The sequence below is a fragment of the Mycobacterium sp. E1214 genome (genome assembly GCF_001666755.1).
Taxonomy (GTDB): domain Bacteria; phylum Actinomycetota; class Actinomycetes; order Mycobacteriales; family Mycobacteriaceae; genus Mycobacterium.
The window spans coordinates 1-25,166 of the sequence record NZ_LZJC01000141.1 but is presented as its reverse complement, the minus strand read 5'-3'; the positions used below and the strand labels follow the sequence as shown (position 1 = coordinate 25,166).

At 71.6% G+C, this 25,166-nt stretch carries 25 protein-coding genes and 1 pseudogene; 8 read left to right on the top strand and 18 right to left on the bottom strand.

Features of this window, described 5'->3' with window-relative positions; translation table 11 throughout:
• Together A5700_RS19985 and A5700_RS19980 are read right to left on the bottom strand one after the other, a co-directional pair.
• Positions 1–530 (bottom strand): annotated as a pseudogene (locus tag A5700_RS19985) (DNA polymerase Y family protein); the annotation flags it as partial.
• 6 nt (positions 531–536) lie between these two features.
• On the bottom strand, positions 537–1,223 hold the full coding sequence (locus A5700_RS19980; protein ID WP_068204952.1) for a hypothetical protein: 687 nt from the start codon (positions 1,221–1,223) through the stop codon (positions 537–539).
• 113 nt (positions 1,224–1,336) lie between these two features.
• On the opposite strand from A5700_RS19980, the gene A5700_RS19975 reads away from it, so the two are divergent.
• Positions 1,337–1,909 carry a hypothetical protein gene (locus A5700_RS19975; RefSeq protein ID WP_082959681.1) on the top strand — a complete coding sequence of 191 codons (573 nt, stop codon included), beginning with the start codon at positions 1,337–1,339 and terminating at the stop codon, positions 1,907–1,909.
• 149 nt (positions 1,910–2,058) lie between these two features.
• Here A5700_RS19975 and guaA read toward each other — a convergent pair whose 3' ends face one another.
• Complete coding sequence (gene guaA / locus A5700_RS19970; protein ID WP_197502725.1) at positions 2,059–3,651, bottom strand: glutamine-hydrolyzing GMP synthase; 1,593 nt, start codon at positions 3,649–3,651, stop codon at positions 2,059–2,061.
• A gap of 120 nt (positions 3,652–3,771) precedes the next feature.
• Between guaA and A5700_RS19965 the strand changes: the two genes are divergently transcribed.
• Both A5700_RS19965 and A5700_RS19960 read left to right on the top strand, forming a co-directional pair.
• Entirely contained in the window at positions 3,772–4,521 is a 750-nt protein-coding gene (locus tag A5700_RS19965) for a beta-phosphoglucomutase family hydrolase (RefSeq protein WP_068065969.1), read from the top strand.
• Positions 4,518–6,884 (top strand): glycoside hydrolase family 65 protein, encoded by a 2,367-nt coding sequence (locus tag A5700_RS19960; protein WP_068204950.1) that lies wholly within the window; start codon positions 4,518–4,520, stop codon positions 6,882–6,884. Before A5700_RS19965 ends, A5700_RS19960 begins: the two co-directional genes overlap by 4 nt.
• On the opposite strand, the gene A5700_RS19955 is transcribed toward A5700_RS19960, so the two are convergent.
• Complete coding sequence (locus A5700_RS19955) at positions 6,878–7,444, bottom strand: TetR/AcrR family transcriptional regulator (RefSeq protein ID WP_068075273.1); 567 nt, start codon at positions 7,442–7,444, stop codon at positions 6,878–6,880. The two genes, A5700_RS19960 and A5700_RS19955, sit on opposite strands and share 7 nt — an antisense overlap.
• Positions 7,445–7,504: 60 nt before the next feature.
• On the opposite strand from A5700_RS19955, the gene A5700_RS19950 reads away from it, so the two are divergent.
• Positions 7,505–8,410: a TauD/TfdA family dioxygenase gene (locus tag A5700_RS19950; protein ID WP_068075276.1), complete on the top strand. Its 906-nt coding sequence runs from the start codon at positions 7,505–7,507 to the stop codon at positions 8,408–8,410.
• Here A5700_RS19950 and A5700_RS19945 read toward each other — a convergent pair.
• From A5700_RS19945 to guaB, 3 genes are read right to left on the bottom strand one after another with little or no spacing between them, the layout of a single operon-like run.
• Complete coding sequence (locus A5700_RS19945; protein ID WP_068075279.1) at positions 8,407–10,146, bottom strand: GMC oxidoreductase; 1,740 nt, start codon at positions 10,144–10,146, stop codon at positions 8,407–8,409. The two genes, A5700_RS19950 and A5700_RS19945, sit on opposite strands and share 4 nt — an antisense overlap.
• Before the next feature lie 50 nt (positions 10,147–10,196).
• Positions 10,197–11,324 (bottom strand): GuaB3 family IMP dehydrogenase-related protein, encoded by a 1,128-nt coding sequence (locus A5700_RS19940; RefSeq protein WP_068075282.1) that lies wholly within the window; start codon positions 11,322–11,324, stop codon positions 10,197–10,199.
• Positions 11,325–11,331: 7 nt separating this feature from the next.
• A complete protein-coding gene (gene guaB / locus A5700_RS19935) occupies positions 11,332–12,942 on the bottom strand; it encodes an IMP dehydrogenase (protein ID WP_068075284.1) in 1,611 nt (536 codons plus the stop codon).
• A gap of 159 nt (positions 12,943–13,101) precedes the next feature.
• Between guaB and A5700_RS19930 the strand changes: the two genes are divergently transcribed.
• Positions 13,102–13,515: a DUF5319 domain-containing protein gene (locus A5700_RS19930; protein WP_068075287.1), complete on the top strand. Its 414-nt coding sequence runs from the start codon at positions 13,102–13,104 to the stop codon at positions 13,513–13,515.
• Positions 13,516–13,537: 22 nt separating this feature from the next.
• Here A5700_RS19930 and A5700_RS19925 read toward each other — a convergent pair whose 3' ends face one another.
• The 3 genes from A5700_RS19925 to A5700_RS19915 all read right to left on the bottom strand — a co-directional run bounded on the left by A5700_RS19925 (position 13,538) and on the right by A5700_RS19915 (position 15,779).
• Positions 13,538–14,308: an anti-sigma-D factor RsdA gene (locus A5700_RS19925; RefSeq protein ID WP_231973936.1), complete on the bottom strand. Its 771-nt coding sequence runs from the start codon at positions 14,306–14,308 to the stop codon at positions 13,538–13,540.
• Positions 14,295–14,870, bottom strand: coding sequence for a sigma-70 family RNA polymerase sigma factor (locus A5700_RS19920; protein WP_068075298.1), 576 nt, complete (start codon positions 14,868–14,870; stop codon positions 14,295–14,297). Before A5700_RS19920 ends, A5700_RS19925 begins: the two co-directional genes overlap by 14 nt.
• Positions 14,871–14,960: 90 nt before the next feature.
• Positions 14,961–15,779 (bottom strand): hypothetical protein, encoded by an 819-nt coding sequence (locus A5700_RS19915; protein ID WP_369828293.1) that lies wholly within the window; start codon positions 15,777–15,779, stop codon positions 14,961–14,963.
• A 357-nt stretch (positions 15,780–16,136) separates the two neighbouring features.
• On the opposite strand from A5700_RS19915, the gene A5700_RS19910 reads away from it, so the two are divergent.
• The 3 genes from A5700_RS19910 to A5700_RS19900 all read left to right on the top strand — a co-directional run bounded on the left by A5700_RS19910 (position 16,137) and on the right by A5700_RS19900 (position 18,008).
• A complete protein-coding gene (locus A5700_RS19910) occupies positions 16,137–16,445 on the top strand; it encodes a WhiB family transcriptional regulator (RefSeq protein ID WP_068075304.1) in 309 nt (102 codons plus the stop codon).
• Between the two features lie 75 nt (positions 16,446–16,520).
• On the top strand, positions 16,521–17,516 hold the full coding sequence (locus A5700_RS19905; RefSeq protein ID WP_068075307.1) for an LLM class flavin-dependent oxidoreductase: 996 nt from the start codon (positions 16,521–16,523) through the stop codon (positions 17,514–17,516).
• 42 nt (positions 17,517–17,558) lie between these two features.
• Positions 17,559–18,008 carry an OsmC family protein gene (locus tag A5700_RS19900; protein WP_068075310.1) on the top strand — a complete coding sequence of 150 codons (450 nt, stop codon included), beginning with the start codon at positions 17,559–17,561 and terminating at the stop codon, positions 18,006–18,008.
• 68 nt (positions 18,009–18,076) lie between these two features.
• On the opposite strand, the gene groL is transcribed toward A5700_RS19900, so the two are convergent.
• The 8 genes from groL to alr all read right to left on the bottom strand — a co-directional run.
• Positions 18,077–19,705: a chaperonin GroEL gene (groL, locus tag A5700_RS19895; RefSeq protein WP_068075312.1), complete on the bottom strand. Its 1,629-nt coding sequence runs from the start codon at positions 19,703–19,705 to the stop codon at positions 18,077–18,079.
• Between the two features lie 81 nt (positions 19,706–19,786).
• Complete coding sequence (gene groES / locus A5700_RS19890) at positions 19,787–20,089, bottom strand: co-chaperone GroES (RefSeq protein ID WP_068075314.1); 303 nt, start codon at positions 20,087–20,089, stop codon at positions 19,787–19,789.
• 259 nt (positions 20,090–20,348) lie between these two features.
• Positions 20,349–21,383: a tRNA (adenosine(37)-N6)-threonylcarbamoyltransferase complex transferase subunit TsaD gene (tsaD, locus tag A5700_RS19885; RefSeq protein ID WP_068075318.1), complete on the bottom strand. Its 1,035-nt coding sequence runs from the start codon at positions 21,381–21,383 to the stop codon at positions 20,349–20,351.
• Positions 21,380–21,847, bottom strand: a complete 468-nt coding sequence (rimI, locus tag A5700_RS19880) for a ribosomal protein S18-alanine N-acetyltransferase (protein WP_068075321.1) — start codon at positions 21,845–21,847, stop codon at positions 21,380–21,382. Before rimI ends, tsaD begins: the two co-directional genes overlap by 4 nt.
• On the bottom strand, positions 21,844–22,482 hold the full coding sequence (gene tsaB, locus A5700_RS19875; RefSeq protein WP_197502961.1) for a tRNA (adenosine(37)-N6)-threonylcarbamoyltransferase complex dimerization subunit type 1 TsaB: 639 nt from the start codon (positions 22,480–22,482) through the stop codon (positions 21,844–21,846). The genes rimI and tsaB overlap by 4 nt, the downstream gene beginning before the upstream one ends.
• A complete protein-coding gene (tsaE, locus tag A5700_RS19870) occupies positions 22,467–22,940 on the bottom strand; it encodes a tRNA (adenosine(37)-N6)-threonylcarbamoyltransferase complex ATPase subunit type 1 TsaE (RefSeq protein ID WP_068075324.1) in 474 nt (157 codons plus the stop codon). The genes tsaB and tsaE overlap by 16 nt, the downstream gene beginning before the upstream one ends.
• On the bottom strand, positions 22,933–24,048 hold the full coding sequence (locus A5700_RS19865; RefSeq protein ID WP_068075327.1) for an alpha/beta fold hydrolase: 1,116 nt from the start codon (positions 24,046–24,048) through the stop codon (positions 22,933–22,935). Before A5700_RS19865 ends, tsaE begins: the two co-directional genes overlap by 8 nt.
• Positions 24,038–25,166: alanine racemase (alr, locus tag A5700_RS19860; protein ID WP_156671311.1), on the bottom strand; the 1,129-nt coding region annotated here is incomplete at its 5' end. The genes A5700_RS19865 and alr, both read right to left, overlap by 11 nt.

Genomic DNA, 25,166 nt, shown 5'->3' with positions numbered 1-25,166 from the left:
GCCAGTTGGCGGATCGACAGCACCGCCAGGAACCGCGCGTCACCCCCCGGCTCCACGACCCGGCCGGCCCGCGCGGCGAAGACGGCGGTGGACAGCCGGTCGGCGATGCCGACCTGACACTCGGCGCCGGCACCCGAGCTGACGGCCACCGCGTCGGTCAGCCGTTCGGCGGCGTCGGCCTCGGATCCGAAATAGCGGGCCGCCCCGCGCACCGGCAACACCATCAGCCCGGGCCGCAGCACCTCGGCGCGCGGCACCAGGTCGTCGACGGCGGCGACGACCGATTCGAAGAAGCGGGCGTCACGGTCCGCGTCGGCGGTCACGACGTGCAACTGCGGGCACCGCGCCGCCGCCTCCCGGCGCCGCAACCCCCGCCGCACCCCGGCCGCGCGGGCGGCCGACGAGCAGGCGATCACCCTGTTGGCCAGCGTGACCGCGACCGGGGCGGTCGCGGGCAGGCCCGCCGCCGCCACCGCCGCGACCGCCGGCCAATCCATGCACCAGATCGCCAGCACCCGGGACCCCGCCATCCCGATTCACCCGGCCCGCGCCCGGGCGGTCACCGGCCGTCCGGCGCACACCCCGCTGACCTGCAGCCGCACCCCGCTGATCCGCCCGAAGCCGGGCGCCGGCCGGTCGCGGTCGCCCGCGGCGAAGTCGTAACCGCAGACCCGGGCCGCCAGCCGCGTCGGCGCCCCCTGCCACTCGCCGCCGGTGACCAGCACGGTGCAGCCCTTGGCGCGGGCGCGGGCCACCACCGCCCGCGCCCGGGTCTGCGGCACCCGGCGCCCACCCAGGCCGAGGACCACCAGATCCATGCCGTCGACGAGCACCGCGGCCACCTCCACCGGGTCGGTTCCGGGATCCGGGATCACCGCCAGCCGGCTCAGGTCCGCCCCCATCTCCGCGGCGGCCAACAACCCGATGTCCGGCTGACCGACGATGGCCGCGTTGCCCCCCGCCGCCGTCACCGCGGCCACCATGCACAGCAGCAGCGACCGGGCCCCCGAAAGCACCGCGACCGTCCCCCGCGGCATCGGCAGCGCGTCGGCGAGCCACGCCGGCAGCGCCACCCGGGCGCCCGAGTCCGGCAGCAGCTCGTCGGCGCGGCCCACGTCGGCCCCGCCCGTCTTCGCGGAGATGCCCGCCATCCGGCGGCGTAGTGATTCGAGCTGCTCAGCCCGGGTTTCCGGGGCCTGATTGGAGGCGAAAGCCGCGGTCATGACCAGCCTCCATTCGAAAGTATGTTCGATACTTTTCGAAGTAAACACCCGCCCTCCGACAACCGTCAAGCGACGTGAGAGGCTGCTTTATGCGGTCGGTACTGGTGTGGCCAATGGTGCTTTTTTGGTGCCTTTCCGCGGCGCCGGGCCGGGCCGCGCCCTGTCAACCGGCGGAGCTGTTCGTCTCCGACAACGCCGATCCCCTGTTCGTCTCGCAAGCCGCCGAGACGCTCGCCCGCAACGGCGACGCGGTGACCGGATCGACACCGCTCGACGGGGCCTACTGGTCCCCCGCGCTGGGGCGGCTGACGTTCGAGCGTTCGCGCGAATTCCACCTGTGCGGCGCGGACGAATCCGCGCTGCACGCCGGCGCCGAGGCGCTACGCCGCCAGTTCGACCAGGAATCCGTGTTGACCTTCGACTACCTGCCCCCGCAGACCCCTGGGGACAACGCGATCCTCATCACCGTGCCGAACATCGACATCGGCCGCCTCGGCGACGCGCTGGCTGCCGACCCGGCAGCCCGTACCCGCCTGCGCGGAGGATCCGTCAGCACGACCGATCACACGCTGAGCCTGGTCGCCGGCGAAGGCGACCGGGAGGTCGCCCGCAGGCTCGTCGGCGAGGTGGGCGGCAACTGGGATGTGGCCGCAATCGCCGATGGCAGAAGCGAATTCGTGGAGTAGCCGCCGAACGTGAAGCTAACTTCACGTTCGGGCTCGAGCGTGAAACTAACTTCACGCTCGGCAGGCGCTCGGCAGGCGCTCGGCAGGCGCTCGGCAGGCGCAGGCCGGCCGAGGCAGCAGCGATCTGGCTGAATGACCCGCCGGGCCGCTCACTCCCACTCGATGGTGCCCGGCGGCTTGCTGGTGATGTCGAGCACCACGCGGTTGACCTCCGGAACCTCGTTGGTGATGCGCGTGGAGATGCGCTCGAGCACCTCGTAGGGCACCCGGGTCCAGTCGGCGGTCATGGCGTCCTCGCTCGTCACCGGTCGCAGCACGATCGGGTGGCCGTAGGTGCGGCCGTCGCCCTGCACGCCCACCGAGCGCACGTCGCCGAGCAGCACCACCGGGCACTGCCAGATCAGCTTGTCCAGCCCGGCGGCCGTCAGCTCCTCGCGGGCGATCGAGTCGGCGCGGCGCAGCGTGTCCAGCCGCGCCGCCGTGACCTCCCCGACGATCCGGATGCCCAGGCCCGGGCCCGGGAACGGTTGGCGCCCAACGATGTCCTCCGGTAGGCCCAGCTCACGCCCGACCGCGCGCACCTCGTCCTTGAACAGCAGCCGCAGCGGCTCGACGAGGGTGAACTTGAGGTCGTCGGGCAGGCCACCCACGTTGTGGTGACTCTTGATGTTCGCGGTGCCGCTGCCGCCGCCGGACTCAACCACGTCCGGGTACAGCGTGCCCTGCACCAGGAAGTCGACCCGAGAGTCGCTGTCGCCCACGATGTCTCGCACAGCGCCCTCGAACGCCCGGATGAACTGGCGCCCGATGATCTTGCGCTTCCCTTCGGGATTGGTCACCCCGGCGAGCGCCGCCAGAAACGTGTCCGCCACGTCGACGGTGACCAGGTTCGCCCCGGTTGCCGCCACGAAGTCGCGCTGCACCTGCGCCCGCTCCCCGGCGCGCAGCAGCCCGTGGTCGACGAACACACAGGTCAGCCGGTCGCCGATGGCCCGCTGCACCAGCGCGGCCGCGACGGCGGAGTCCACGCCGCCGGACAACCCGCAGATGGCGCGGCCATCACCGATCTGCGCCCGGACCTGCTCCACCAGCGCCTCGGCGATGTTCGCGGGCGTCCAATCCGCCCCCAGCCCCGCGAAGTCGTGCAGGAACCGGGTGAGCACCTGCTGCCCGTGCGGGGTGTGCATGACCTCGGGGTGGTACTGCACGCCGGCCAGCCGGCGGGCGCGGTTTTCGAACGCCGCCACCGACGCGCCGGCGCTGCTGGCCACCACATCGAAACCCGCCGGCGCGGCCGTGACCGCGTCGCCGTGGCTCATCCACACCGGCTGCACCTCTGGTAGACCCGAATGCAGTTCGCCGCCAACGACTTTGAGCTCGGTGCGACCGTACTCGCTGGTGCCGGTGCGGGCGACCGTGCCGCCCAGGGCCTGCGCCATGGCCTGGAACCCGTAACAGATGCCGAACACCGGCACCCCCAGGTCGAACAGCGCCGGGTCGAGCTGCGGGGCGCCCTGCTCGTAGACGCTGGACGGGCCGCCCGAGAGCACCACCGCCAGCGGATCGCGGGCCTTGATCTCCTCGACGGTGGCCGTGTGCGGGACGACCTCGGAGAACACCCGCGCCTCCCGCACCCGGCGGGCGATCAACTGCGCGTACTGCGCGCCGAAGTCGACGACCAGCACCGGTCGAGCCGGCGCACCGGACGCCTCGGTTGCCTCGTGTTCAGCGGATTCGGCCACGGGAGAAGTCTAGTGGCCGCCGCGAGTCGCCCCGACGGCTGGCGAGAGGCATGGCGGGCATGGTGGAGTGGGTATCGCTTAACAGTCCCGCGACAAGACCTGAAGAATCGAGGATCGCCGGTGAGTTCAGCGCTGGGTCTGCCAGAGAAGGTGCGCGCCTGTCTGTTCGACCTCGACGGCGTGCTCACCGACACCGCCAGCGTGCACAACAAGGCCTGGAAGGCGATGTTCGACGCCTTCCTCTCCGAACGGGCCAAGCGCACCGGCGAGGAGTTCGTGCCGTTCGACTCGGGCGCGGATTACCAGAACTACGTCGACGGCAAGAAGCGCGAGGACGGGGTCCGGTCGTTTCTGCAGAGCCGGGGCATCGAGCTGCCCGACGGCGACCCCGACGACCCCGACGACGCCGACACCGTGTACGGGCTGGGCAACCGGAAGAACGACATGTTCCAGAAGGTGCTGCACGACGACGGCGTCAAGGTGTTCGAGGGGTCGCGGCGCTACCTCGAGGCCGTCGCCGACGCGGGCCTGAAGGTGGCGGTGGTGTCGTCGAGCGCCAACACCCGCGACGTCCTCGAGATCACCGGGCTGGACCGGTTCGTGCAGCAGCGGGTGGACGGCGTCACCCTGCGCGAGGAGCACATCGCCGGCAAGCCGGCCCCCGACTCCTACCTGCGGGGCGCGCAGCTGCTCGACGTGCCCGCCGACGCGGCGGCCGTGTTCGAGGACGCGATCTCCGGCGTGCAGGCGGGCCATGCCGGTAACTTCGGGTGCGTGGTGGGTGTCGACCGGGTGGGCCAGGCCGAGGAATTGCGGCGCAACGGCGCGGACGTGGTGGTCAGCGACCTCGCAGAGCTGCTCGCGCAGTGATCTCCCAGGAGGCCTTTCCGGTCGACCCGTGGCTGATCCGCGAGACCAAACTCGACCTCAACGTGATCGCCCAGTCGGAGTCGCTGTTCGCGCTGTCCAACGGGCACATCGGGCTGCGCGGGAACCTCGACGAGGGCGAGCCGCACGGCCTGCCCGGCACCTACCTGAACTCGTTCTACGAGATCCGGCCGCTGCCCTACGCCGAGGCCGGCTTCGGCTACCCCGAGGCCGGGCAGACCGTCGTCGACGTCACCAATGGCAAGATCTTCCGGCTGCTGGTCGGCGACGAGCCGTTCGACGTGCGCTACGGCAACCTGCTGTCCCACGAGCGGGTGCTGGACCTGCGCGCCGGGACGCTGACCCGCCGCGCGCACTGGTGCTCGCCGTCGGGCAAGCAGATCAAGCTGGTCTCGACCCGGCTGGTGTCGCTGGCGCAGCGCGGCGTCGCCGCCATCGAGTACTGCGTCGAGGCCGTCGAAGAGTTCGTGCGGGTCACGGTGCAGTCCGAGCTGGTCGCCAACGAGGACCAGCCGGAGACGTCGGGCGACCCCCGGGTGTCGGCCATCCTGGAGAACCCGCTGGTGGCGGTCGACCATGAGAGCACCGAATGCGGCGCGCTGCTCATGCACCGCACGCGCAGCAGCGCGCTGATGATGGCCGCCGCGATGGACCACGAGGTCGACGTCCCCGGGCGCGTCGAGATCTCCAACGACGCCCGCGACGACCTGGCCCGCACCACGGTGATCGCCGGGCTGCGGCCCGGCCAGCGGCTGCGGATCGTGAAGTACCTTGCCTACGGCTGGTCGAGCCTGCGGTCGCGCCCCGCGCTGCGCGACCAGGCCGCCGCCGCCCTGCACAGCGCCCGCTACAGCGGCTGGCAGGGGCTGCTCGACGCGCAGCGCAAGTACCTCGACGAGTTCTGGGAGAACGCCGACGTCGAGGTCGAGGGCGATTCGGAGTCGCAACAGGCGGTGCGGTTCGGGCTGTTCCACATGCTGCAGGCCAGCGCCCGCGCCGAGCGCCGCGCGATCCCCAGCAAGGGCCTCACCGGCACCGGGTACGACGGGCACGCGTTCTGGGACACCGAGGGCTACGTGCTGCCGGTGCTCACCTACACCGCCCCGCACACGGTCGCCGACGCGCTGCGCTGGCGGGCGTCGACCCTGGACCTGGCCCGGGAACGGGCCGCCGAGCTCGGCCTGCGCGGCGCCGCGTTCCCCTGGCGCACCATCCGCGGGCAGGAGTGCTCGGCGTACTGGCCGGCCGGCACGGCCGCCTGGCACATCAACGCCGACATCGCGATGGCCTTCGAGCGCTACCGCGTGGTCACCGGCGACGAGTCGCTGGAGGCCGACTGCGGCATCACGGTGTTGATCGAGACCGCGCGGCTGTGGATGTCGCTGGGCCATCACGACCGCCACGGCGTCTGGCACCTCGACGGGGTCACCGGCCCCGACGAATACACCGCGATCGTGCGCGACAACGTCTTCACCAACCTGATGGCCGCCCACAACCTGAACGTCGCCGCCGACGCGTGCAACCGGCACCCGGACACCGCCAAGGCCCAGGGTGTCACCACCGAGGAGATGGCCGCCTGGCGCAACGCCGCGGACGCCGTCAACATCCCCTACGACGAGGGGCTGGGCGTGCACCAGCAGTGCGAGGGGTTCACCACGCTGGCGGAGTGGGACTTCGAGACCAACAACAGCTACCCGCTGCTGCTGCACGACGCCTACGTGCGGCTCTACCCGGCCCAGGTGATCAAGCAGGCCGACCTGGTGCTGGCCATGCAATGGCAGAGCCACGCCTTCACCGCCGAGCAGAAGGCCCGCAACGTCGACTACTACGAGCGGCGGATGGTGCGCGACTCGTCGCTGTCTGCCTGCACGCAGGCGGTGATGTGCGCGGAGGTCGGGCACCTGGAGCTCGCGCACGACTACGCCTACGAGGCCGGGCTGATCGACCTGCGCGACCTGCACAGCAACACCAGAGACGGGCTGCACATGGCGTCGCTGGCCGGCGCCTGGACGGCGCTGGTCGGCGGATTCGGTGGCCTGCGCGACGACGAGGGCATCCTGGCGCTCGACCCGCAGCTGCCCGACGGCATCGCGCGGCTGCGATTCCGGTTGCGCTGGCGCGACTTTCGGCTGACCGTCGACGCCAACCACGCCGACGTCACCTACGCCCTGCGCGACGGGCCCGGCGGCGAGCTGGCGATCCGGCACGCGGGCGAGGAGCTGGTGCTCAGCACCGAGGAGCCCACCACCGTCGAGGTACGCAGGCGCGAGCCGCTGCTGCCGCCCCCGCCCCAGCCGCCCGGCCGGGAACCGCTGCGCCGGCGCAGCCTGTCGCGCACTCAGTGAGGCTCGAGGACCCGCGTCATCTCGGTGGTGATCGCCGCGCGTAGTTGCGTCTCGGTCAGTTCCTCGATGCCGGTGGCCGACCGCAGGATCGGCGCGAACAGCCGCCAACCGAATTGCAGCGCAAGGGCGTTGGCGACGGCGAGGCGCGCGCTGGTCTCATCGTCGTATTTCGGCAGCACCCCGTCGAGCAGGGCCGCGATGTTGGGGAACAGCTTTTGCAGCTTGCCGGCCGGGTAACCGTCGAGCACCGTGCGCGCCATCACCCGCATCTGCCGGTCCATGGCCCGCTCGACGACGTCGTGGGGCGACTCGGCGCGCAGCAGCTCGGTGAGGGTGGCGCCCAGGTGGTCGAGCACCGCGCCGACGAGCTGCTCCTTGGTGCCGAAGTGCCGGAACACCAGGCCGTGGTTGACGTGGGAGCGCGCCGCGATGTCGCGGATCGAGGTGGCGGCGGGGCCGCGCTCGGCGAACAGTTCGGTGGCGGCCTCCAGGATCGCCGCGGCCACTTCCGCCCGGCCGGTGGGCGTCTTCCCGGCGCCCCTTGCGGAAGCTGTAGTCATCTGACTACAGTAGCGCATGTAGTCATCTGACTACACCATTTTCAGGCAAGGACGAACGACATGACAGGTCAGATAACGGTCACCAAGCTCGGCGCCCGGATCGGCGCCCGGGTCGACGGGGTGCGCCTCGGCGGCGACCTCGACGACGCCGCGGTCGACACGATTTACCAGGCGCTGTTGGCCCACAAGGTGATCTTCTTCCGCCACCAGCATCACCTCGACGACGCGCAGCAGCTCGCGTTCGCCCGGCTGCTGGGGACGCCCGTCGGCCACCCGGCCGCCGCCATGCTCGCCGGCAAGGACGAGCCGACGATCACGCCGATCAACTCCGAGTACGGCAAGGCCACCCGCTGGCACACCGACGTCACGTTCGCGGCGAACTACCCGGCCGCGTCCATCCTGCGGGCCGTCACCCTGCCCGGCTATGGCGGATCGACGCTGTGGGCGTCGACCACGGCGGCCTACGAGCAGCTGCCCCAGCCGCTGCGGTGCCTGGCTGAAAACCTTTGGGCGGTGCACAGCAACCGCTACGACTACGTCGGCGACGAGGCGGTCGACTCGGGCAACGACGCGCAGCGCGCGTATCGCGCCGCCTTCCAGAAGCCGGACTTTCGCACCGAGCACCCGGTGGTGCGGGTGCACCCGGAAACCGGCGAGCGTTCCCTGCTGGCGGGCGACTTCGTCCGCAACCTGGTGGGCCTCGACGCCCACGAGTCCGCCGCGCTCCTCGACCTGCTACAGCGCCGAATCACCATGCCGGAGAACACCATCCGCTGGTCATGGGCGCCCGGCGACGTCGCCATGTGGGACAACCGCGCCACCCAGCACCGCGCCATCGACGACTACGACGACCAGCCGCGGCTCATGCACCGCGTCACGCTGATGGGCGACGTGCCGGTCGACGTGCACGGCGAACGTAGCCGGGTGCTCAGCGGCGCACCGCTCGAGGTGCTCGCGAGCGCCTAACCGGCGGTCGAGCGGACCGGGGTGATCGGCACCCACCGCAGCGCGCCCGGCGCGGCGGCGGGAACCACCGGCCGCTCGGGCGGGATCGGGTTCATCCGGCGGTAGGTGTCACCCTGCAGCGGCCGCTCGTCGTTCTCGCCCTTGTTCGGCCACAGCGACGCGGCCCGCTCGGCCTGCGCGGTGATGGACAGCGACGGGTTGACGCCCAGGTTGGCCGAGATCGCGGCCCCGTCCACCACGAACAGCGTGGGGTAGCCGTACACCCGGTGGTAGGGGTCGATGACCCCGTGCTCGGGGCTGTCACCGATCACCGCGCCGCCGAGGAAGTGCGCGGTGAGCGGCATGTTGAACAGCTCGCCCCAGGTGCCGCCCGCCACACCGTCGATCTTCTCCGCGATGCGCCGGGTGACCTTGTTGCCGATCGGGTTCCACGCGGGGTTCGGGTCGCCGTGGCCCTGCTTGCTGGTGTACCAGCGGATGCCCAGCTTGCCGCGCTTAGTGTAGGTGGTGATCGAGTTGTCCAGGTGCTGCATCACCAGAGCGATCAGCGTGCGCTCGCTCCACTGGCGCGGGTTGAGCAGCCGTAGCATCCTGCCCGGGTCCTCGCGCGCCTGGTCCACCAACTGCTTCCAGCGCGGCACGTCGGTGCCCTCCGGGCCGGTGCCGTCGGTCATCAAGGTCTGCAGCAGCCCCATCGCGTTCGAGCCCTTGGCGTAACGGCAGGGCTCGATGTGGGTGTCCGACGTCGGGTGGATCGACGACGTGATGGCCACGCCGTGCGTCAGATCCAGGTTCGGGTCGACCTCGAGCTTGCCGGCACCGACGATGGACTCGGAGTTGGTACGGGTCAGCACGCCCAACCGGTCGGAAAGCCGGGGCAGCTTGCCCCGGTCGCGCATCTTGAACAGCAGGTGCTGGGTTCCCCAGGTGCCGGCGGCCAGGATCAGGTGCGACGCGGTGAAGGTGCGCCGGTCGCGGCGCAGCCAGCTGCCCGTGCGCACGGTGCGGACCTCCCACAGGCCGTCGGGACGCTGCTGGAACCCCTTGACCGTCGTCATCGGAAGCACCTCTGCGCCGTTGGCTTCCGCCAGGCCCAGGTAGTTCTTCACCAGGGTGTTCTTGGCGCCATAACGGCACCCGGTCATACAACCGCCGCATTCCAGGCAGCCGGTGCGGTCGGGTCCCGCGCCGCCGAAGTACGGGTCCGGCACCGTCTTGCCCGGCGTCTTGGTGCCGTCGGGGCCGAAGAACACCCCGACCGGCGTGGGCACCCAGGTGTCGCCGCAGCCCATGTCGTCGGCGACCTCCTTGAGGACGCGATCGGCGTCGGTGAAGGTCGGATTGGTCACCACCCCGAGCATCCGTTGGGCCTGCTCGTAGTGCGGCATCAGCTCGTCGCGCCAGTCGGTGATGTGCGACCACTGCCGGTCGGCGAAGAACGGCTCCGGCGGCACGTACAGCGTGTTGGCGTAGTTGAGCGAGCCACCGCCCACCCCGGCGCCGGCCAAGATCAGGACGTTCTTCAGGGGATGGATGCGCTGGATTCCGTAGCAGCCCAGCCGCGGCGCCCACAGGAATCTGCGCAGATCCCAGGACGTTTCGGCGAAGTCTTCGTCGGCATACCGCCGGCCGGCCTCCAAAACGCCGACGCGGTATCCCTTTTCCGTCAGTCGCAACGCGCTGACGCTGCCCCCGAAACCCGAACCGATGATGAGGACGTCGTAATCCGGCTTCATCCCCCCAGTATGGCCTTACTCACGGGTAACAAGCCAGCAACCCCGGCGAATCAACTGCCGACGGCCAGCCCGACCTTCTGGAACTCCTTGAGATCGCAGTAGCCGGCCTTGGCCATCGAGCGGCGCAGGCCGCCGACCAGGTTCAGCGCGCCGAACGGGTCGTCGGACGGGCCGCCGAGCACCTGCCGCAGCGGCGGGCGCTCGCCGACGGCGATCTGCAGCAGCGCGCCGCGCGGCAACGACGGGTGCGCGGCCGCGGCCGGCCAGAACCAGCCCTCGCCGAGGGCCTCGGCCGACTCGGCGAGCGGCGTGCCCAGCACCACCGCGTCGGCGCCGCAGGCGATCGCCTTGGCCAGCTCGCCGGAGGTGTGGATGTCGCCGTCGGCCAGCACGTGCACGTAGCGGCCGCCGGTCTCGTCGAGGTATTCGCGGCGGGCCGCCGCGGCGTCGGCGATCGCGGTGGCCATCGGCACGCTGATGCCCAGCACCTCGTCGCTGGTCGTCACCCCACGCGTCGAGCCGTAGCCGACGATGACGCCCGCCGCGCCGGTGCGCATCAGGTGCAGCGCGGTGCGGTGGTCGAGGACGCCGCCGGCGACCACCGGCACGTCCAGCTCCGAGATGAACGTCTTGAGGTTGAGCGGTTCCCCGTCGCTGGCCACCCGCTCGGCCGAGACGATGGTGCCCTGGATGACCAGCAGGTCGATGCCGGCCTGCACCAGCACCGGGGTGAGCGCCTGCGCGTTCTGCGGGCTGACCCGCACCGCGGTGGTGACGCCGGCCTCGCGGATGCGGGCCACCGCCGCCCCCAACAGGTCGGGGTTCAGCGGCGCGGCGTGCAGCTCCTGCAGGAGCCGGATCGCGGCCGACGGTTCGGGCTCCTTGCTGGCCGCCTCGACCAGTTGGGCGATCTTGGATTGCACGTCGGCGTGCCGGCCGATCAGCCCCTCGCCGTTGAGCACGCCCAACCCGCCCAGCCGGCCGAGCTCGATCGCGAACTCGGGCGACACCAGCGCATCCGTCGGGTGCGCCAGCACCGGGATCTCGAACCGGTAGGCGTCGAGCTGCCACGCGGTCGACACGTCCTGCGACGACCGGGTGCGCCGCGACGGCACGATGCTGACTTCGCTCAATTCGTAGGTGCGACGGGCGGTGCGGCCCATCCCGATTTCCACCATGGCGGCCTCAGCGCGCGAAGTAGTTGGGCGCCTCGACGGTCATCGCGACGTCGTGCGGGTGGCTTTCGCGCAGCCCGGCGGAGGTGATCCGCACGAACTGCGCCTGCTGCAGCGCCTCGATGGTCGGCGAGCCGGTGTAGCCCATCGCGGCGCGCAGGCCGCCGGTCAGCTGGTGGATGACCGAGGACAGCGGGCCGCGGAACGGCACCCGCCCCTCGATACCCTCGGGCACCAGCTTGTCCTCGGAGAGGGCGTCGTCGGCGAAGTAGCGGTCCTTGGAGTAGGACTTGGCGGCCTGGCCGCCGGAACCCCGGCCGGCCATGGCGCCCAGCGATCCCATGCCGCGGTAGCTCTTGAACTGCTTGCCGTTGACGAAGATCAGCTCGCCCGGGGCCTCGGCCGTGCCGGCCAGCAGCGACCCGAGCATGGCCGTCGACGCGCCGGCCGCCAGCGCCTTGGCGATGTCACCGGAGTACTGCAGCCCGCCGTCGGCGATCACCGGGACGCCCGCGGGCCCGCAGGCCGCCACCGCCTCCAGAATCGCCGTGATCTGAGGGGCGCCGACCCCGGCGACCACCCGGGTGGTGCAGATCGAGCCGGGCCCGACCCCGACCTTGACGGCGTCGGCGCCGGCGGCGACCAGGGCCGCGGCGGCCGACCGGGTGGCGACGTTGCCGCCGATCACCTCGACCTTCTCCCCGACCTCGGCCTTGAGTTTGCCGACCATGTCCAACACCAGCCGGTTGTGCGCGTGCGCGGTGTCCACGATGAGCACGTCGACCCCGGCGTCCACCAGCATCATCGCGCGCACCCAGGCGTCGCCGCCGACCCCGACGGCCGCGCCGACCAGCAGCCGGCCGTCGCTGTCCTTGGTGGCCAGCGGATGCTGCTCGGTCTTGACGAAGTCCTTAACGGTGATCAGGCCGGTGAGCCGGCCGTGGCCGTCGACCACGGGCAGCTTCTCGATCTTGTTGCGGCGCAGCAGGCCCAGCGCGGCGTCGGCGCTGACCCCCTCCTGGGCGGTGATCAGCGGGGCCTTCGTCATGACCTCCGCGACCTTCTTGCCCTGGTCGACCTCGAAGCGCATGTCGCGGTTGGTGATGATGCCGACCAGCGCCCCCGCCTCGTCGACCACCGGCAGCCCCGAGATCCGGAACCGCGCGCACAGCGCGTCGACCTGCGCCAGCGTGTTGTCGGGGCGGCAGGTGACCGGGTCGGTGACCATGCCGGCCTCCGAGCGCTTCACCGTCTCGACCTGCCCGGCCTGCTCGGCGACCGGCAGGTTGCGGTGCAGCACGCCCATGCCGCCGGCGCGGGCCATCGCGATCGCCATCCGCGACTCCGTCACGGTGTCCATTGCCGAGCTGACCAGCGGGACCTTCAACCGGATCTTGCGGGTGAGCTGACTGGAGGTGTCGGCGGTCGCCGGCACCACGTCGGACGCCGCCGGCAGCAGCAGGACGTCGTCGAACGTCAAGCCCAGCATCGCCACCTTGTGCGGGTTGTCACCCCCGGTGGCGATCGGCTCGTCGAGGAAGCCGGAGACGGGGGTGTCGCGCACGTAGGGGCTGCCGACGAGGTCGGAGCTGTCTTCCAGGTGGGACGTGCCACGGGTCATCGGTGGGGCCCTCCATGCGATGCGGCGTGAAGACCCCATCCTATCGGCTCGGTCCGCCACGGCGACGCTTGCTCGGGCGTGCCGCGGGGCCAAACCCGCGGCAGACGGCGGGGATCTGCCTGCTGGCGTTATCCGGGGCCTGCTGCGTAGGCTAGGGGCGTGCGCGACCACCTCCCGCCGGGTTTGCCGCCCGACCCTTTCGCCGACGATCCCTGCGACCCGTCAGCGGCGCTGGAAGCCGTAGAGCCCGGCCAGCCCCTGGATCAGCAGGAGCGGATGGCGGTCGAGGCCGACCTCGCGGACCTGGCGGTCTACGAAGCGTTGTTGGCGCACCGGGGAATTCGCGGGCTGGTGGTGTGCTGCGACGAATGTCAGCAGGACCACTATCACGACTGGGACATGCTGCGCGCCAACCTGTTGCAGCTGCTGATCGACGGCACGGTCCGCCCGCACGAGCCGGCCTACGACCCGGAGCCGGACGCCTACGTCACGTGGGACTACTGCCGCGGCTACGCGGACGCGTCGCTGAACGAGGCGACCTCCGACGCCGACGGCTTCCACCGCCGCCACTGACGCGGTTCGCTGAGCGCTGAAATCAGCCGGTGCCGCCCGGCGTGGCCGACGGCGGCGGCTGGCCGTGGTGGTGGTGCTTGCTCCAGGACTGACTCGGTGACGGGGTCGACGTGGGCGGCGGCGCGCTGGCGGGGGCCGAGGACCACGACGGCGCCGACGACCATGACGGCGCGGGGGTCTGCGACCAGGACGGCGTGGTCGAGGCCGCCGGGGGCGGCAGCGTCGCGTTGGGGTTGCGTGCCTCGATCTTGGCGTTGAGCAACGTGACCTGAGCCGACAGGTCGTCCTTGACGGCCTTGTCGTCGATCGACTGCACCATGCTGCTGACCTCGCCCAGCTGATTCTGGGCCTGGTTCCACTGGCCGCGGTCGATGAGTTCCTGCACCCGCGCCAGGTCGGCCTTGGCCGACACCATGATCTGCTTCTGGTTGACCAGCTGCTGGTCGAAGAACATGGCGTGCAGCCCGTAGAGGGCGTCGCCCGGGCGGGCCTCGACCACCATGGCCCCGAACCCGCTCAGCACCAGCAGCGCCGCCGCGACCGACCCGATGGCTGCCAGGCCGCGCCGGGACCGGCGCCGCTCGGCCAGACCGTCGCGCAGCGCGTTGACGGCCTCCTCCGGTGACACCAAGGCGCTGGCCGGGGGCCACCGCAGGTTGTCGCGCCAGTCCTCCATCAGCGCCGACAGCGCGTCGACCTCGGGGTCCTCGACGTCGACCGGTCGGCGCTGCGCGAGCGCGTCGAGAAGCAGGTCGGTACGGGCGAATTCGTCCAGTGATTCAGGCACAGTCACCTGCCGCGATGATCTCGGATTTGAGGCGTGACAGCGCCCGGTGCTGGGCCACCCGGACCGCGCCGGTGGTGCTGCCGACGGCGGCGGCGGTCTCCTCGGCCGACAGGCCGACGACCACCCGCAGGATCAGGATCTCCCGCTGTTTGGCGGGCAGGATCTCGAGCAGTTCGCTCATCCGGCTCACCGAATCGGCCTCGATGGCGCGCTGCTCGGGGCCGGCGTCCGACGACCACCGCTCGGGCAGCGACTCCGCCGGGTAGGCAAGGTCGCGGCCCGCCGCGCGGTGGGCGTCGGCCACCTTGTGCGCCGCGATGCCGTACAGGAAGGCGAGGAAGGGGCGGCCGCGGTCCCGGTAGCGGGGCAGCGCCGTGATGGTCGCCAAGCACACCTCCTGTGCCACGTCGTCGGCCGTCATCCCACCCCGCTCGACCGTCCCGACCCGGGCCCGGCAGTAGCGCACGACGATCGGGCGGATGGTCTCCAGCACCTCACGCAGGGCGTTGCGGTCTCCCGCCACGGCCTCGGCGACCACGGCGTCGAGACGTTCCCCTGGAATTGTCATCGACGGCGGTCTCTCCAACGTTACGAACCGGACACTTCGCGGGCTAACGGGGCTAACTAACGCACTGACAATAACGGGCGCAAGGCCGTTTCAAGCGGAACGCCACGTCCCACCGGCGCGCCGCACCTGGCCTGCGCAGATATCGCGAATTTCGTGCAATTCCCGTGCCGAAAACGTGACGCTTTCGAGATCGATCAGCAAGCATGCCAACGCCCATCGCAACGGGGCGAGGCCCAGGGTCTCGGCGGCCCGCAAGGCCGCGTCGGCGACGGGACGGGCGCGCTCGGCGTCGCCCGCGGTGCACAGGGCGGCGGCCAGCACCACCTGGCTCTTGACGCGGTGCCGCGCCGACGGGACGGCCATGTTCGCGGCCAGCCGCACCGCGTCCTGCGCGTGCTCGACGGCCCCCGCGCCGTCGCCGCGGGCCATCGCCAGCTCGGCGGCCACCCAGCCGCGGCGCACCGGGACCCGGTCGGGCGCCCCGCGGACGCCCGGCTCGGCGTCCGCGCGGGCCAGCAGCGCCGCCGCGGCGGCGAAGCGCCCGACGCCCAACGCGTCGGCGGCCAGCCCGATCAGGGCGTCGGCGCGGGCCGCCGGGTCGGTGCCGGCCAGCGCCAGCGCGCGCCCGTCCCAGCCCCGCGCCAGGGTGTGCCAACCCTGTTGGCGCAGAAAGGAACCCAGGGTGCTGTGCGCGAGCGAGGCGAGCGCGCCCCGGCCCGCGGCCCGCCGCAGCGCGGCCAGGTCGTGGTAGGCGCTGCCGTAGCGCCCCTGCCCGCCGGCCGCGACCGCCCGTAACCACAGCTCAGCGGGCGTCGCGGCCGCCGGTAGCGGCCAGTCCCCCGGCCGATCACCGAAGGCGGCGGCGGCCAATCGCGGGTCGCTGCGAAAAGTGTGACGCGTTTCAATCACAATGATGTAGTAAACAGTTCGTGGTCTTCTTGTTACCGACCTGTTAATCACCATAGCCTATGGAAAAAATCCTCATGGTCCTTCCTTCCGCGCTGAGCTGGGAAATCACGGTTCGGCCAAGTGCCTGGTAGCACGGCCATCGTTTCACAATTGGGATCAAGATGAACTCAGAGTTAAATTTGCTACGCCATGAACATAATTTGCCGGGCTAAGTGGCTATTGACGGAAATTCGCCGTCGCCCCTAACGTCTAGGCATGACGGGTGGTCATCGGTGACTCCGCTTCAATTCAGTTGCACACTATCGCTTTTGCAGACCTGACCTCACTTGAGCGTGCCGTGCAGAGAGGGACGAACTAATGCCACAGCCGGAGCAACTACCAGGCCCTAACGCCGACATCTGGAATTGGCAACTGCAGGGTTTGTGCCGCGGCGTCGACTCGTCGATGTTCTTTCACCCGGACGGCGAGCGCGGCCGGGCCCGGATGCAACGCGAACAGCGCGCCAAAGAAATGTGCCGGCGCTGCCCGGTAATCCAGGAGTGCCGATCGCACGCACTGGAGGTCGGTGAACCGTACGGCGTGTGGGGCGGCCTGTCGGAATCCGAGCGCGAACTGCTTCTCAAGGGCGACATCGGCCGCAGCCGCGGCATCCGCCGCACCGCCTGACAAGACGGCGCCCGGGCGCGGGTTCCCTGCGCCCGGGCGGCATCTCTTCACGGTCCGCACTCCTAGAGTGCGACCATGGACATCTCGTGCGCGTTCGCGCCGTCAGCCGACACCCCGGGCCACGTCGAGTTGGCCGAATCGCTGAACTACCGGCGCGCGTGGCTCTACGACTCCCCGGCGCTGTACCCGGACGTCTGGATGGTGTTGACCCGGTGCGCGCAGCGCACCTCGCGCATCGCCATCGGGCCGGGCGTGCTGGTGCCCAGCCTGCGCCACCCCATGGTGAACGCCGCCGCGATCGCCGAGCTGGCGCGCCTCGCGCCCGGGCGGGTCGTGGTGGCGATCGGTTCGGGCTTCACCGGGCGCATGGCGCTGGGCCGGCGGGCGATGCCGTGGCGCGACGTGGCCGAGTACGTGCGCTGCCTCAAGGCCCTGCTGGCCGGGGAGACGGCGCACTGGGAGGGCAGCAAGATCCGGATGCTGCAGCTGCCCGGTTTCGGGGCGTCGCGACCCATCGACGTGCCGATCCTGATCGGCGCCGACGGGCCGAAGGGCCTGGCCGTGGCGGCCGAGCTGGGTGACGGCGTCTTCTCCGCCGCCGTCCCGCAGCCCGGCGCCGCCGAGATCGCCGACTGGCGGGCGTTGCTGTGTTTCGGCTCGGTCCTCGACGAGGGCGAGGACGTGGCGTCGCCGCGCGCCGCCGACGCCATCGCGCCGGGGGCGGCGGTGCTCTACCACGCGATGTACGAGCGTGGCGGGGCCGAGGCCGTCGACGCGCTGCCGGGCGGGCGGGGCTGGCGGGACGCCGTCGAAGCCCACCCGGCCGACGAGCGGCACCTGGCCACCCACGTCGGTCACCTGGTGCGGGCCAACCCGAGCGACGAGGCGCACGTGGCCGACCTGATCCCCTTCGCCAGTTCGATGGGGTTGATCGGCACCGCCGCGCAGGTCGGCGCGAAGATAGCGGAGTACGCCGCGCTCGGCGTCACCGAGGTCGTCTACCAGCCCGCCGGCTCGGACATCCCCCGCGAGCTGCGGGCGCTCGCCGCGGCCGCCGGGCTGGGGGGCTGAGGGGCTGAGGGGCTGAGGGACGAGGTCGACGGAGGAGAGGGCATGACGACGAGCGAGGCCGGTCCGGTCGAGGGCACGGTGGTGGTCGCCGAGGCCGGCACCGGCACCTACACGCAGCACATCAGCGCGGGGCGCCACCGGCTGGTGGCCGACGAGCCCCGGCCGATCGGTGACGACGCCGGGCCGACGCCCTACGACCTGCTGCTGGCCGCGTTGGGGTCGTGCACCTCGATGACGTTGCGGATGTACGCCGCCCGCAAGGGCTGGCCCCTGCAGCAGGTGCGGGTCAGTTTGCGGCACAGCAGGATTCACGCCAAGGACTGCGCCGACTGCGAGACCCGCAACGGGTGGGTGGACCACATCGAGCGTGAGATCGAACTGATCGGGGACCTCGACGACGAGGCGCGGGCTCGCCTCTTGCACATGGCTGACCGGTGCCCCGTCCACCAGACCCTCACCTCGGAGGTGCACATCGCGACGTCGCTGCGGTGACGCCGCTCCCGACCCGACGAAACACCCCCGATCCGCATGGGAGACCGGGGGTGTTTCGTAGAGCTCACTCAGTGGTGGTGATGACCGTGGCCGTGGCCGTGGCCGTGGTCGTCGGCCTCCTCGGCCGGCTTGTCGACCACCGCGGTCTCGGTGGTGAGGACCATCCGCGCCACCGAGGCGGCGTTGAGCACCGCCGAGCGGGTGACCTTGACCGGGTCGATGACGCCGTCGGCAATCAGGTCGCCGTAGCTGAGCTTGTCGGCGTTCAGGCCGTGCCCGGTGGGCAGCTCCTCGACCTTGTGGACCGCGACCGCGCCGTCGAGCCCGGCGTTGGTGGCGATCCAGTACAGCGGCGCGCCCAGCGCCTCGGCGAACACGCCGACGCCCAGGGCCTGGTCCCCGGAGAGCGACCCGCGCAGCTCCTGCAGCGCCTTGCGGGCCTGCAGCAACGCCGATCCACCGCCGGCGACGATGCCCTCCTCGACGGCGGCCTTGGCCGCCGCCACGGCGTCCTCGACGCTTTCCTTGCGCTCCTTGAGGGCGGTCTCGGTGGCGGCCCCCACCTTGATGACGGCCACGCCGCCGGCCAGCTTGGCCAGCCGCTCCTGCAGCTTCTCGCGGTCCCAATCCGAGTCGGTCTTCTCGATCTCGGCCCGCAGCTGCTTGATCCGGTTGTCGACCGCGTCCTTGGCGCCGCCGCCGTCGACGATCACGGTGTCGTCCTTGGTGACCACCACGCGCCGGGCCGAACCCAGCACGTCGGTACCGACCTCGCGCAGCAGCAGCCCGGCGTCGGGGTTGATGACCTGGCCGCCGGTGACGATCGCCAGGTCCTCGAGGAAGGCCTTGCGGCGGTCACCGAAGAACGGCGCCTTGACGGCGACGGCCCGCAGCGTCTTGCGGATCGAGTTGACGACCAGCGTGGCCAGCGCCTCGCCCTCGACGTCCTCGGCGATGATCAGCAGCGGCTTGCCCGACTCGGCCACCTTCTCCAGCATCGGCAGCAGATCGGGCAGCGAGCTGATCTTGTCCTGGTGCAGCAGGATGACCGGGTCGTCCAGCACGGCTTCCTGGGAGTCGAAGTCGGTGACGAAATACGCCGACAGGAAACCCTTGTCGAAGCCGACGCCCTCGGTGAACTCCAGCTCGGTGTTCAGCGTCGAGGACTCCTCGATGCTGACCACGCCGTCGGCGCCGACCTTGGTCATGGCCTCCCCGACCAGCTCCCCGAGGTGCGCGTCGCGCGAGGACACCGTCGCGACCTGCCCGATGGCGTCCTTGCCGGACACCGGGGTGGCCGAGGCCAGCAGCGCCTCGGACACCGCGTCGGCCGACTTGCTGATGCCCACGCCCAGTTCGATCGGGTTGGCACCGGCCGCGACGAGCCGCAGGCCCGCCTTCACCAGCGCCTGCGCCAAGACCGTCGCGGTGGTGGTGCCATCACCGGCGATGTCGTTGGTCTTGGTGGCCACGGACTTCACCAGCTGGGCGCCCAGGTTCTCGAACGGGTCTTCCAGCTCGATCTCGCGGGCGACGGTGACGCCGTCGTTGGTGACGGTCGGCCCGCCGAACGCCTTGGCCAGCACCACGTGCCGGCCGCGCGGCCCGAGCGTTACCCGGACCGCGTCGGCGAGCGCGTTGACGCCCGCCTCGATGCCGCGGCGGGCGGTTTCGTCGTACTCAATGATCTTGCTCATGAGGCTCCTTGATCAAACGCATACCGCCCCGGAAATCGCCCGCGCGCATCGCGCGGGGATCGCCGGGGCGGGACACGGTACTTACTTGGAGACGACGGCCAGCACGTCGCGGGCCGACAGGATCAGGTACTCCTCGCCGTTGTACTTGATCTCGGTGCCGCCGTACTTGCTGTAGATGACGGTGTCGCCTTCCGAGACGTCCAGCGGAATCCGCTTCGCGCCGTCCTCGTCCCACCGGCCCGGGCCGACTGCGACGACGGTGCCTTCTTGCGGCTTCTCCTTGGCGGTGTCAGGAATGACCAGACCGGACGCGGTCGTGGTCTCGGCCTCGTTGGCCTGCACGAGAATCTTGTCCTCGAGTGGCTTGATGTTCACCTTCGCCACGATTGGAGCCCTCCACTAGTTAGTTCGGGTCCGGGGACGGTCGCCCCGGAATTATCAAGGGATTCGGCAGCCGTCCGTGCCCGAGCGCCGTCGTCGCGGGTGCCGACACAGGGCGTGGCCGATTGCCACCTAGCACTCTATACACGCGAGTGCTAAGCACTCAAGGGCGGCCCCGCGCTTCCGCTGTGAGCGCACACCGCCGGCGCGCGGCCCGGGCGCCGCCAGGGTCGTCGACCACCCGCCCCGCGGCATCCCCGGCTCAGCTGACCTGCGCCTTCACCACCGGCAGGCCGGGGTCGCTGGCCGCGTCCAACGGCGACGGCGCCGCCCCCGCGGCCACCAGGTGCGCGGCGAACGACGCGATCATCGCGCCGTTGTCGGTGCACAGCCGCGGCGGCGGGATGCGCAGTGCCAGGCCCGCATCGGCGCAGCGCTGCTGGGCCAACTCACGCACCCGCGAATTGGCGGCCACCCCGCCGGCGATCAGCAGGGTCCCCACGCCCAGCGCGGTGGCCGCGCGCACGGCCTTGCGGGTCAGCACGTCGGCGACGGCCTCCTGGAAGCCCGCGGCGATGTCGGCGGTCGCGGCGTCCGGGTGGCTTTCCACATACCGCGCGACCGCCGTCTTGAGGCCGGAGAAGCTGAACGCGTACGGGTCGTCGGCCGGTCCGGTCATGCCGCGCGGGAACGTCGGGATCTCGGCGGCCTCCCGGCCGCAGGTGCGGGCCAGGTCGTCGAGGACCTTGCCGCCGGGGTAGCCCAGCCCCAGGAGGCGCGCCACCTTGTCGTAGGCCTCGCCGGCGGCGTCGTCGACGGTGCTGCCCAGCTCGACGATCGATTCGCCCAGCGACCGCACATGCAGCAGGTGGGTGTGCCCGCCCGACACCAGCAGCGCCACGCATTCGGGCAGGGGGCCGTGCGCGTAGACGTCGGCGGCCAGGTGGCCGCCCAGGTGGTTGACGGCGTAGAAGGGCACTCCCCAGGCCGCCGCGTACGCCTTGGCCGCGGCCACCCCGACGAGCAGCGCACCGGCCAGGCCGGGTCCGATCGTGGCGGCGACGACGTCGGGCCGGGCCAGCCCGGCGGTGTCCAGCGCGCGCCGCATGGCGGGGCCCAGCGCCTCCAGGTGCGCCCGCGACGCGATCTCCGGGACCACGCCGCCGAACCGGACGTGCTCGTCGACGCTGGACGCCACCTCGTCGGCCAGCAACTCCACGGCGCCGTCTCTGCCCAGCCGCGCGATCCCGACTCCCGTTTCGTCGCAAGAGGTTTCGATGGCGAGGATGGTGGTCACTGGGCGGCTCCCCTGCGCATGGTGTAAGCGTCGGCGCCGCTGACCCGGTAGTAGCGCCGCCGCAGGCCGACCTGCTCGAACCCGGTGCTGCGATACAGCGCGAGGGCGGCCTCGTTGTCGGTGCGCACCTCGAGGTAGACGACGCCGCCGTCGGCGAACGCCAGCAGCTCCTCGAGCAGGCGGCGCCCGATGCCCCGCCCCTGATAGGCCGGGTCGACGCCGATGGTGTGCACCTCGTATTCGAAGGGCGGGGTGCGGCCCAGCCTCGAGATCCCGGCATATCCGACGAGCGCGGCGCCGACGCGCGCGCCCACGTAATGGTTGTGCCGGCTCGCCAATTCACGATCGAAGGCCGCCGCGGGCCACGGGTCGTCGCCCTCGAAGAGCTGCCGTTCGAGCTCCGCGCAGCGCCGCGCGTCGGCGGGCGTCAAGGGGCCGAACGTGGCCGGTTCACAGGCGGTCATCGGCGCTCCGCGAGGGGTTTGGCGTCCGGGCGGCGCAGATACAGCGCGACCAGCGGCGCCGGGTGGTCCCAGTCGGTGACCGCCGCGGCCAGGCCGGCCGGCGTCGGTGCGACGGGCCCGCACACCGGCATGCCGAGCAGCGCGGCGTGGTCGGGCGACCCGGCCACGCCGCGCGCCGGGCCGGGATCGACGTCGGCGGGCGCGGCGACGGCGGGGCCGTCGGTGCGGACGCCGTCGCGGTAGCGGGCCCAGTAGACCTCGCGGCGCCGCGCGTCGGTCACCACCAGCGCCTCGCCGGTGGTGAGCACCCCGATGGCGTCCAGGCTGCAGACGCCGTGTACGCCGACACCCAGCGCGTGCCCGTAGGCGGCGGCGGTGGCCATGCCGGCCCGCAGGCCGGTGAACGGCCCCGGGCCGCAGCCGACCACGACGGCGCCGACCTCGCGCATCGAGAGCCCGGCGTCGGCGAGCGCGGCCAGCGCATTCGGGGTGAGCCGCTCGGCGTGCGCCCGGGGGTCGACGGTGATCCGCTCGGCCAGCACGGTGCACGCCGAGCCGTCGCGGCGCAGCACGCCGGCCGTCACCGCGGGCGTCGACGTGTCCAGCGCGAGAATCACGGTCACGAGCGGTTCCATTCCCAGGTCGCGATCCGCACGTCGGAATGGCTGACCCGCTCCAGGCGCACGTCGAGGTGGCGCTCGGCGAGGCGCTCGGCGAGGCCCTCGCCCCACTCCACCACGACGACCGCGTCCTGCAGGTCGCTGTCGAGGTCCAGCGAGTCCAGCTCGCCCAGCAGGTCGGTGCCGTGGTCGAGCAGCCGGTACATGTCGACGTGGATCAGCTCCGGCGCGCCGGGGCGGCGTGCCGGATGCACCCGCGCCAGCACGTACGACGGCGACGTGACCGGCCCGTCGACCTCCATCGCCTCGGCAATTCCCTTGGCCAGCACGGTCTTTCCCGCTCCCAGCGGCCCGGAGAGCACCACCACGTCGCCCGCCCGCAACTGCGCACCCAGCCGAGCACCCAGCGCCAGGGTGTCGGCGACGGTCTCCAGCGTGGCGGTGCCGCCGGGCCGCGGCGACGCGTCAACCACTGTGCCACAACCTTTCCCGCATCCGGCGCAGCGCGCGCACCGCCCAGCCCGGCGTGGCCCGCCGGACCAGCCGGACCAGCCCGTCGTTGATGGCCTCGGGCTTGTCGAGCAGCGCCAGGTGGCTCGCGCCGGAGACGATGACCAACTCGGACAGCGGCAGGCACTCGGCCATCTTGCGGGAGTATTCGTCCGGGGTGAGCAGGTCGTGGTCGCCGCAGGCGATCAGCGTCGGGACCCGCAGCAACGTCCACAACCCGGCGGTCTCGTCGTGATGCTCCAGCGCGTCGAGGAAACCGACCATGGTCGGGATCGGGGTGCCGTTCATCATCCGCTGCGAGAACGCGTCCAGGCTGCGGCTGACCTGCAGATCGCTGTAGGACGCGGCGCGCAGGATCGGGCCGATCAACGAGCGCGACACGGTGCGGCCGCGGTGCATCAGTTTGGGCGCCGAGCGGGCGGTGAACCGCACCGCTTCCAGCGCCGGGTTTTTCAGGATTTCCCCCAGCGGGGAACGCGAAACCCCCTCGGCGGCCGAGGAAATCAGCGCCGCGCCGACGATGCGACGCCCGTAGTCGTCGGGAAACTGGCGGGCGTGCGACAACACCGTCATGCCGCCCATGGAGTGGCCGACGAGGATGACCACCCCGCGCGGCGCGGCGACCTTCAGCACGGTCTGCAGGTCCTGGCCGAGCTGGGTCAGCGTGTAGGTCTCCGGCGCGGCCTCCCCGGAACTGCCATGCCCGCGCTGGTCGTAGAACACCATCCGCACGCCAGGACCCAGCTGCTCGGGCAACCGGGTTCGCTGAAAGTGAAAGGCGCCCATGCGCAGACAGAACCCGTGGACGAATACCAGGGTCAGCGGGGCGTCCGGCGGCCCGGCCTCGCGCACGGCCAGCGGCACGCCGTCGGGCGTGGTCACGACGTAGCTGCGGTCGTCGTCGAGGACGTCGAAATCCTCGTACGCGTAGGGGTCTTCGATCCGGCTGGCGCGCTGCAGCATGGAGCGGCGGGCCGAGGCGCCGACGATGGTAGCGACGGCGGTGACTCCCGCGCCGCCGGCAAGCCAGGCTCTGCCCTTGCGGCGCCGGCGGGGTTCGTCAGGACTCAACGGTGCGCGCCTCGCGGTAGGTCTTAGTGATCCGGCCGCGCGGGCTGGTCACCACCTCGTAGTGGATGGTGCCGAGCAGGTCCGCCCAGTCCTGCGCGGTGGCTTCGCCGTCACCGCCCGGGCCGAACAGGATCGCCTCGTCGCCCTCGGTCACGTCGACGGGGCCCGGGCCCAGGTCGACGACGAACTGGTCCATGCAGATCCGGCCGACGCCGGGCCGGCGCCGGCCGTTGATCAGCACCTGCAGCCGGCCACCCAACGCGCGGAAGACGCCGTCGGCGTAGCCGACGGGCAGCAGCGCCAGCGTGGTGTCGCGGTCCGCGGTCCAGGTGTGGCCGTAGGACACGGATTCGCCGGCGCGGATCGACTTGACCAGCGCCACCGGGCATTTCACCGTCATGGCGGGCCGCAAGCCCAGGTCACCGAGCTGGGGGACCGGGCTCAGGCCGTACACGGCGATGCCGGGCCGCACCAGGTCGAACGCCAGGTCCGGTCGCGACATCGTCGCCGAGGAGTTGGCCAAGTGCGCCACCTCGAAGCGCAGCCCGCGCTCGCGCGCCTGGGCCAGCATCGCGGTAAAGCGTTGCCCCTGAAGGTCATTGACGGGATTCTCCGGCTGGTCGGCGTACACCATGTGCGACATCAACCCGCGCAGCGTCACCGCCTCGTCGGCGACCGCTCGCCGCAGCGCGGTCAGCATCGACGGATACCGGTCCGGCGGCACCCCGTTGCGGTTCAGCCCGGTGTCGACCTTGACCGACAGCGTCGCGGGGCGACCCGTCCGGCGCGCCGCGTCGAGCACCTCGTCGAGCTGGCGCTCCGAGGACACCGCGATCTGGACGCCGGCCCGCAGCGCCGGTCCGAAGTCGACGCCCGGCGCGTGCAGCCAGGCGAGCACCGGCGCGGTGATGCCGTCGGCGCGCAGGGCAAGCGCCTCGTCGATGGTGGCGACCCCGAGCTCCGCCGCGCCCGCGGCCAGCGCCGCGCGAGCCACCGGCCCCGCGCCGTGCCCGTAACCGTCGGCCTTCACGACGGCCATGACCTGCGCGCCGCCGGCGTGCTCACGCAACACCCGCACGTTGTGCGCGACCGCGCCCAGGTCCACCAGGGCCTCGGCG

Excerpts from the sequence above, each read along its gene's own strand:
- A5700_RS19980 (WP_068204952.1), bottom strand. The coding sequence starts at position 1,223 with ATGACCGCGGCTTTCGCCTCCAATCAGGCCCCGGAAACCCGGGCTGAG.
- A5700_RS19975 (WP_082959681.1), top strand. The coding sequence starts at position 1,337 with ATGGTGCTTTTTTGGTGCCTTTCCGCGGCGCCGGGCCGGGCCGCGCCC.
- A5700_RS19955 (WP_068075273.1), bottom strand. The coding sequence starts at position 7,444 with ATGACTACAGCTTCCGCAAGGGGCGCCGGGAAGACGCCCACCGGCCGG.
- A5700_RS19950 (WP_068075276.1), top strand. The coding sequence starts at position 7,505 with ATGACAGGTCAGATAACGGTCACCAAGCTCGGCGCCCGGATCGGCGCC.
- A5700_RS19945 (WP_068075279.1), bottom strand. The coding sequence starts at position 10,146 with ATGAAGCCGGATTACGACGTCCTCATCATCGGTTCGGGTTTCGGGGGC.
- A5700_RS19940 (WP_068075282.1), bottom strand. The coding sequence starts at position 11,324 with ATGGTGGAAATCGGGATGGGCCGCACCGCCCGTCGCACCTACGAATTG.
- guaB (WP_068075284.1), bottom strand. The coding sequence starts at position 12,942 with ATGACCCGTGGCACGTCCCACCTGGAAGACAGCTCCGACCTCGTCGGC.
- A5700_RS19920 (WP_068075298.1), bottom strand. The coding sequence starts at position 14,870 with ATGACAATTCCAGGGGAACGTCTCGACGCCGTGGTCGCCGAGGCCGTG.
- A5700_RS19910 (WP_068075304.1), top strand. The coding sequence starts at position 16,137 with ATGCCACAGCCGGAGCAACTACCAGGCCCTAACGCCGACATCTGGAAT.
- A5700_RS19905 (WP_068075307.1), top strand. The coding sequence starts at position 16,521 with ATGGACATCTCGTGCGCGTTCGCGCCGTCAGCCGACACCCCGGGCCAC.
- A5700_RS19900 (WP_068075310.1), top strand. The coding sequence starts at position 17,559 with ATGACGACGAGCGAGGCCGGTCCGGTCGAGGGCACGGTGGTGGTCGCC.
- groL (WP_068075312.1), bottom strand. The coding sequence starts at position 19,705 with ATGAGCAAGATCATTGAGTACGACGAAACCGCCCGCCGCGGCATCGAG.
- rimI (WP_068075321.1), bottom strand. The coding sequence starts at position 21,847 with ATGACCGCCTGTGAACCGGCCACGTTCGGCCCCTTGACGCCCGCCGAC.
- tsaB (WP_197502961.1), bottom strand. The coding sequence starts at position 22,482 with ATGGAACCGCTCGTGACCGTGATTCTCGCGCTGGACACGTCGACGCCC.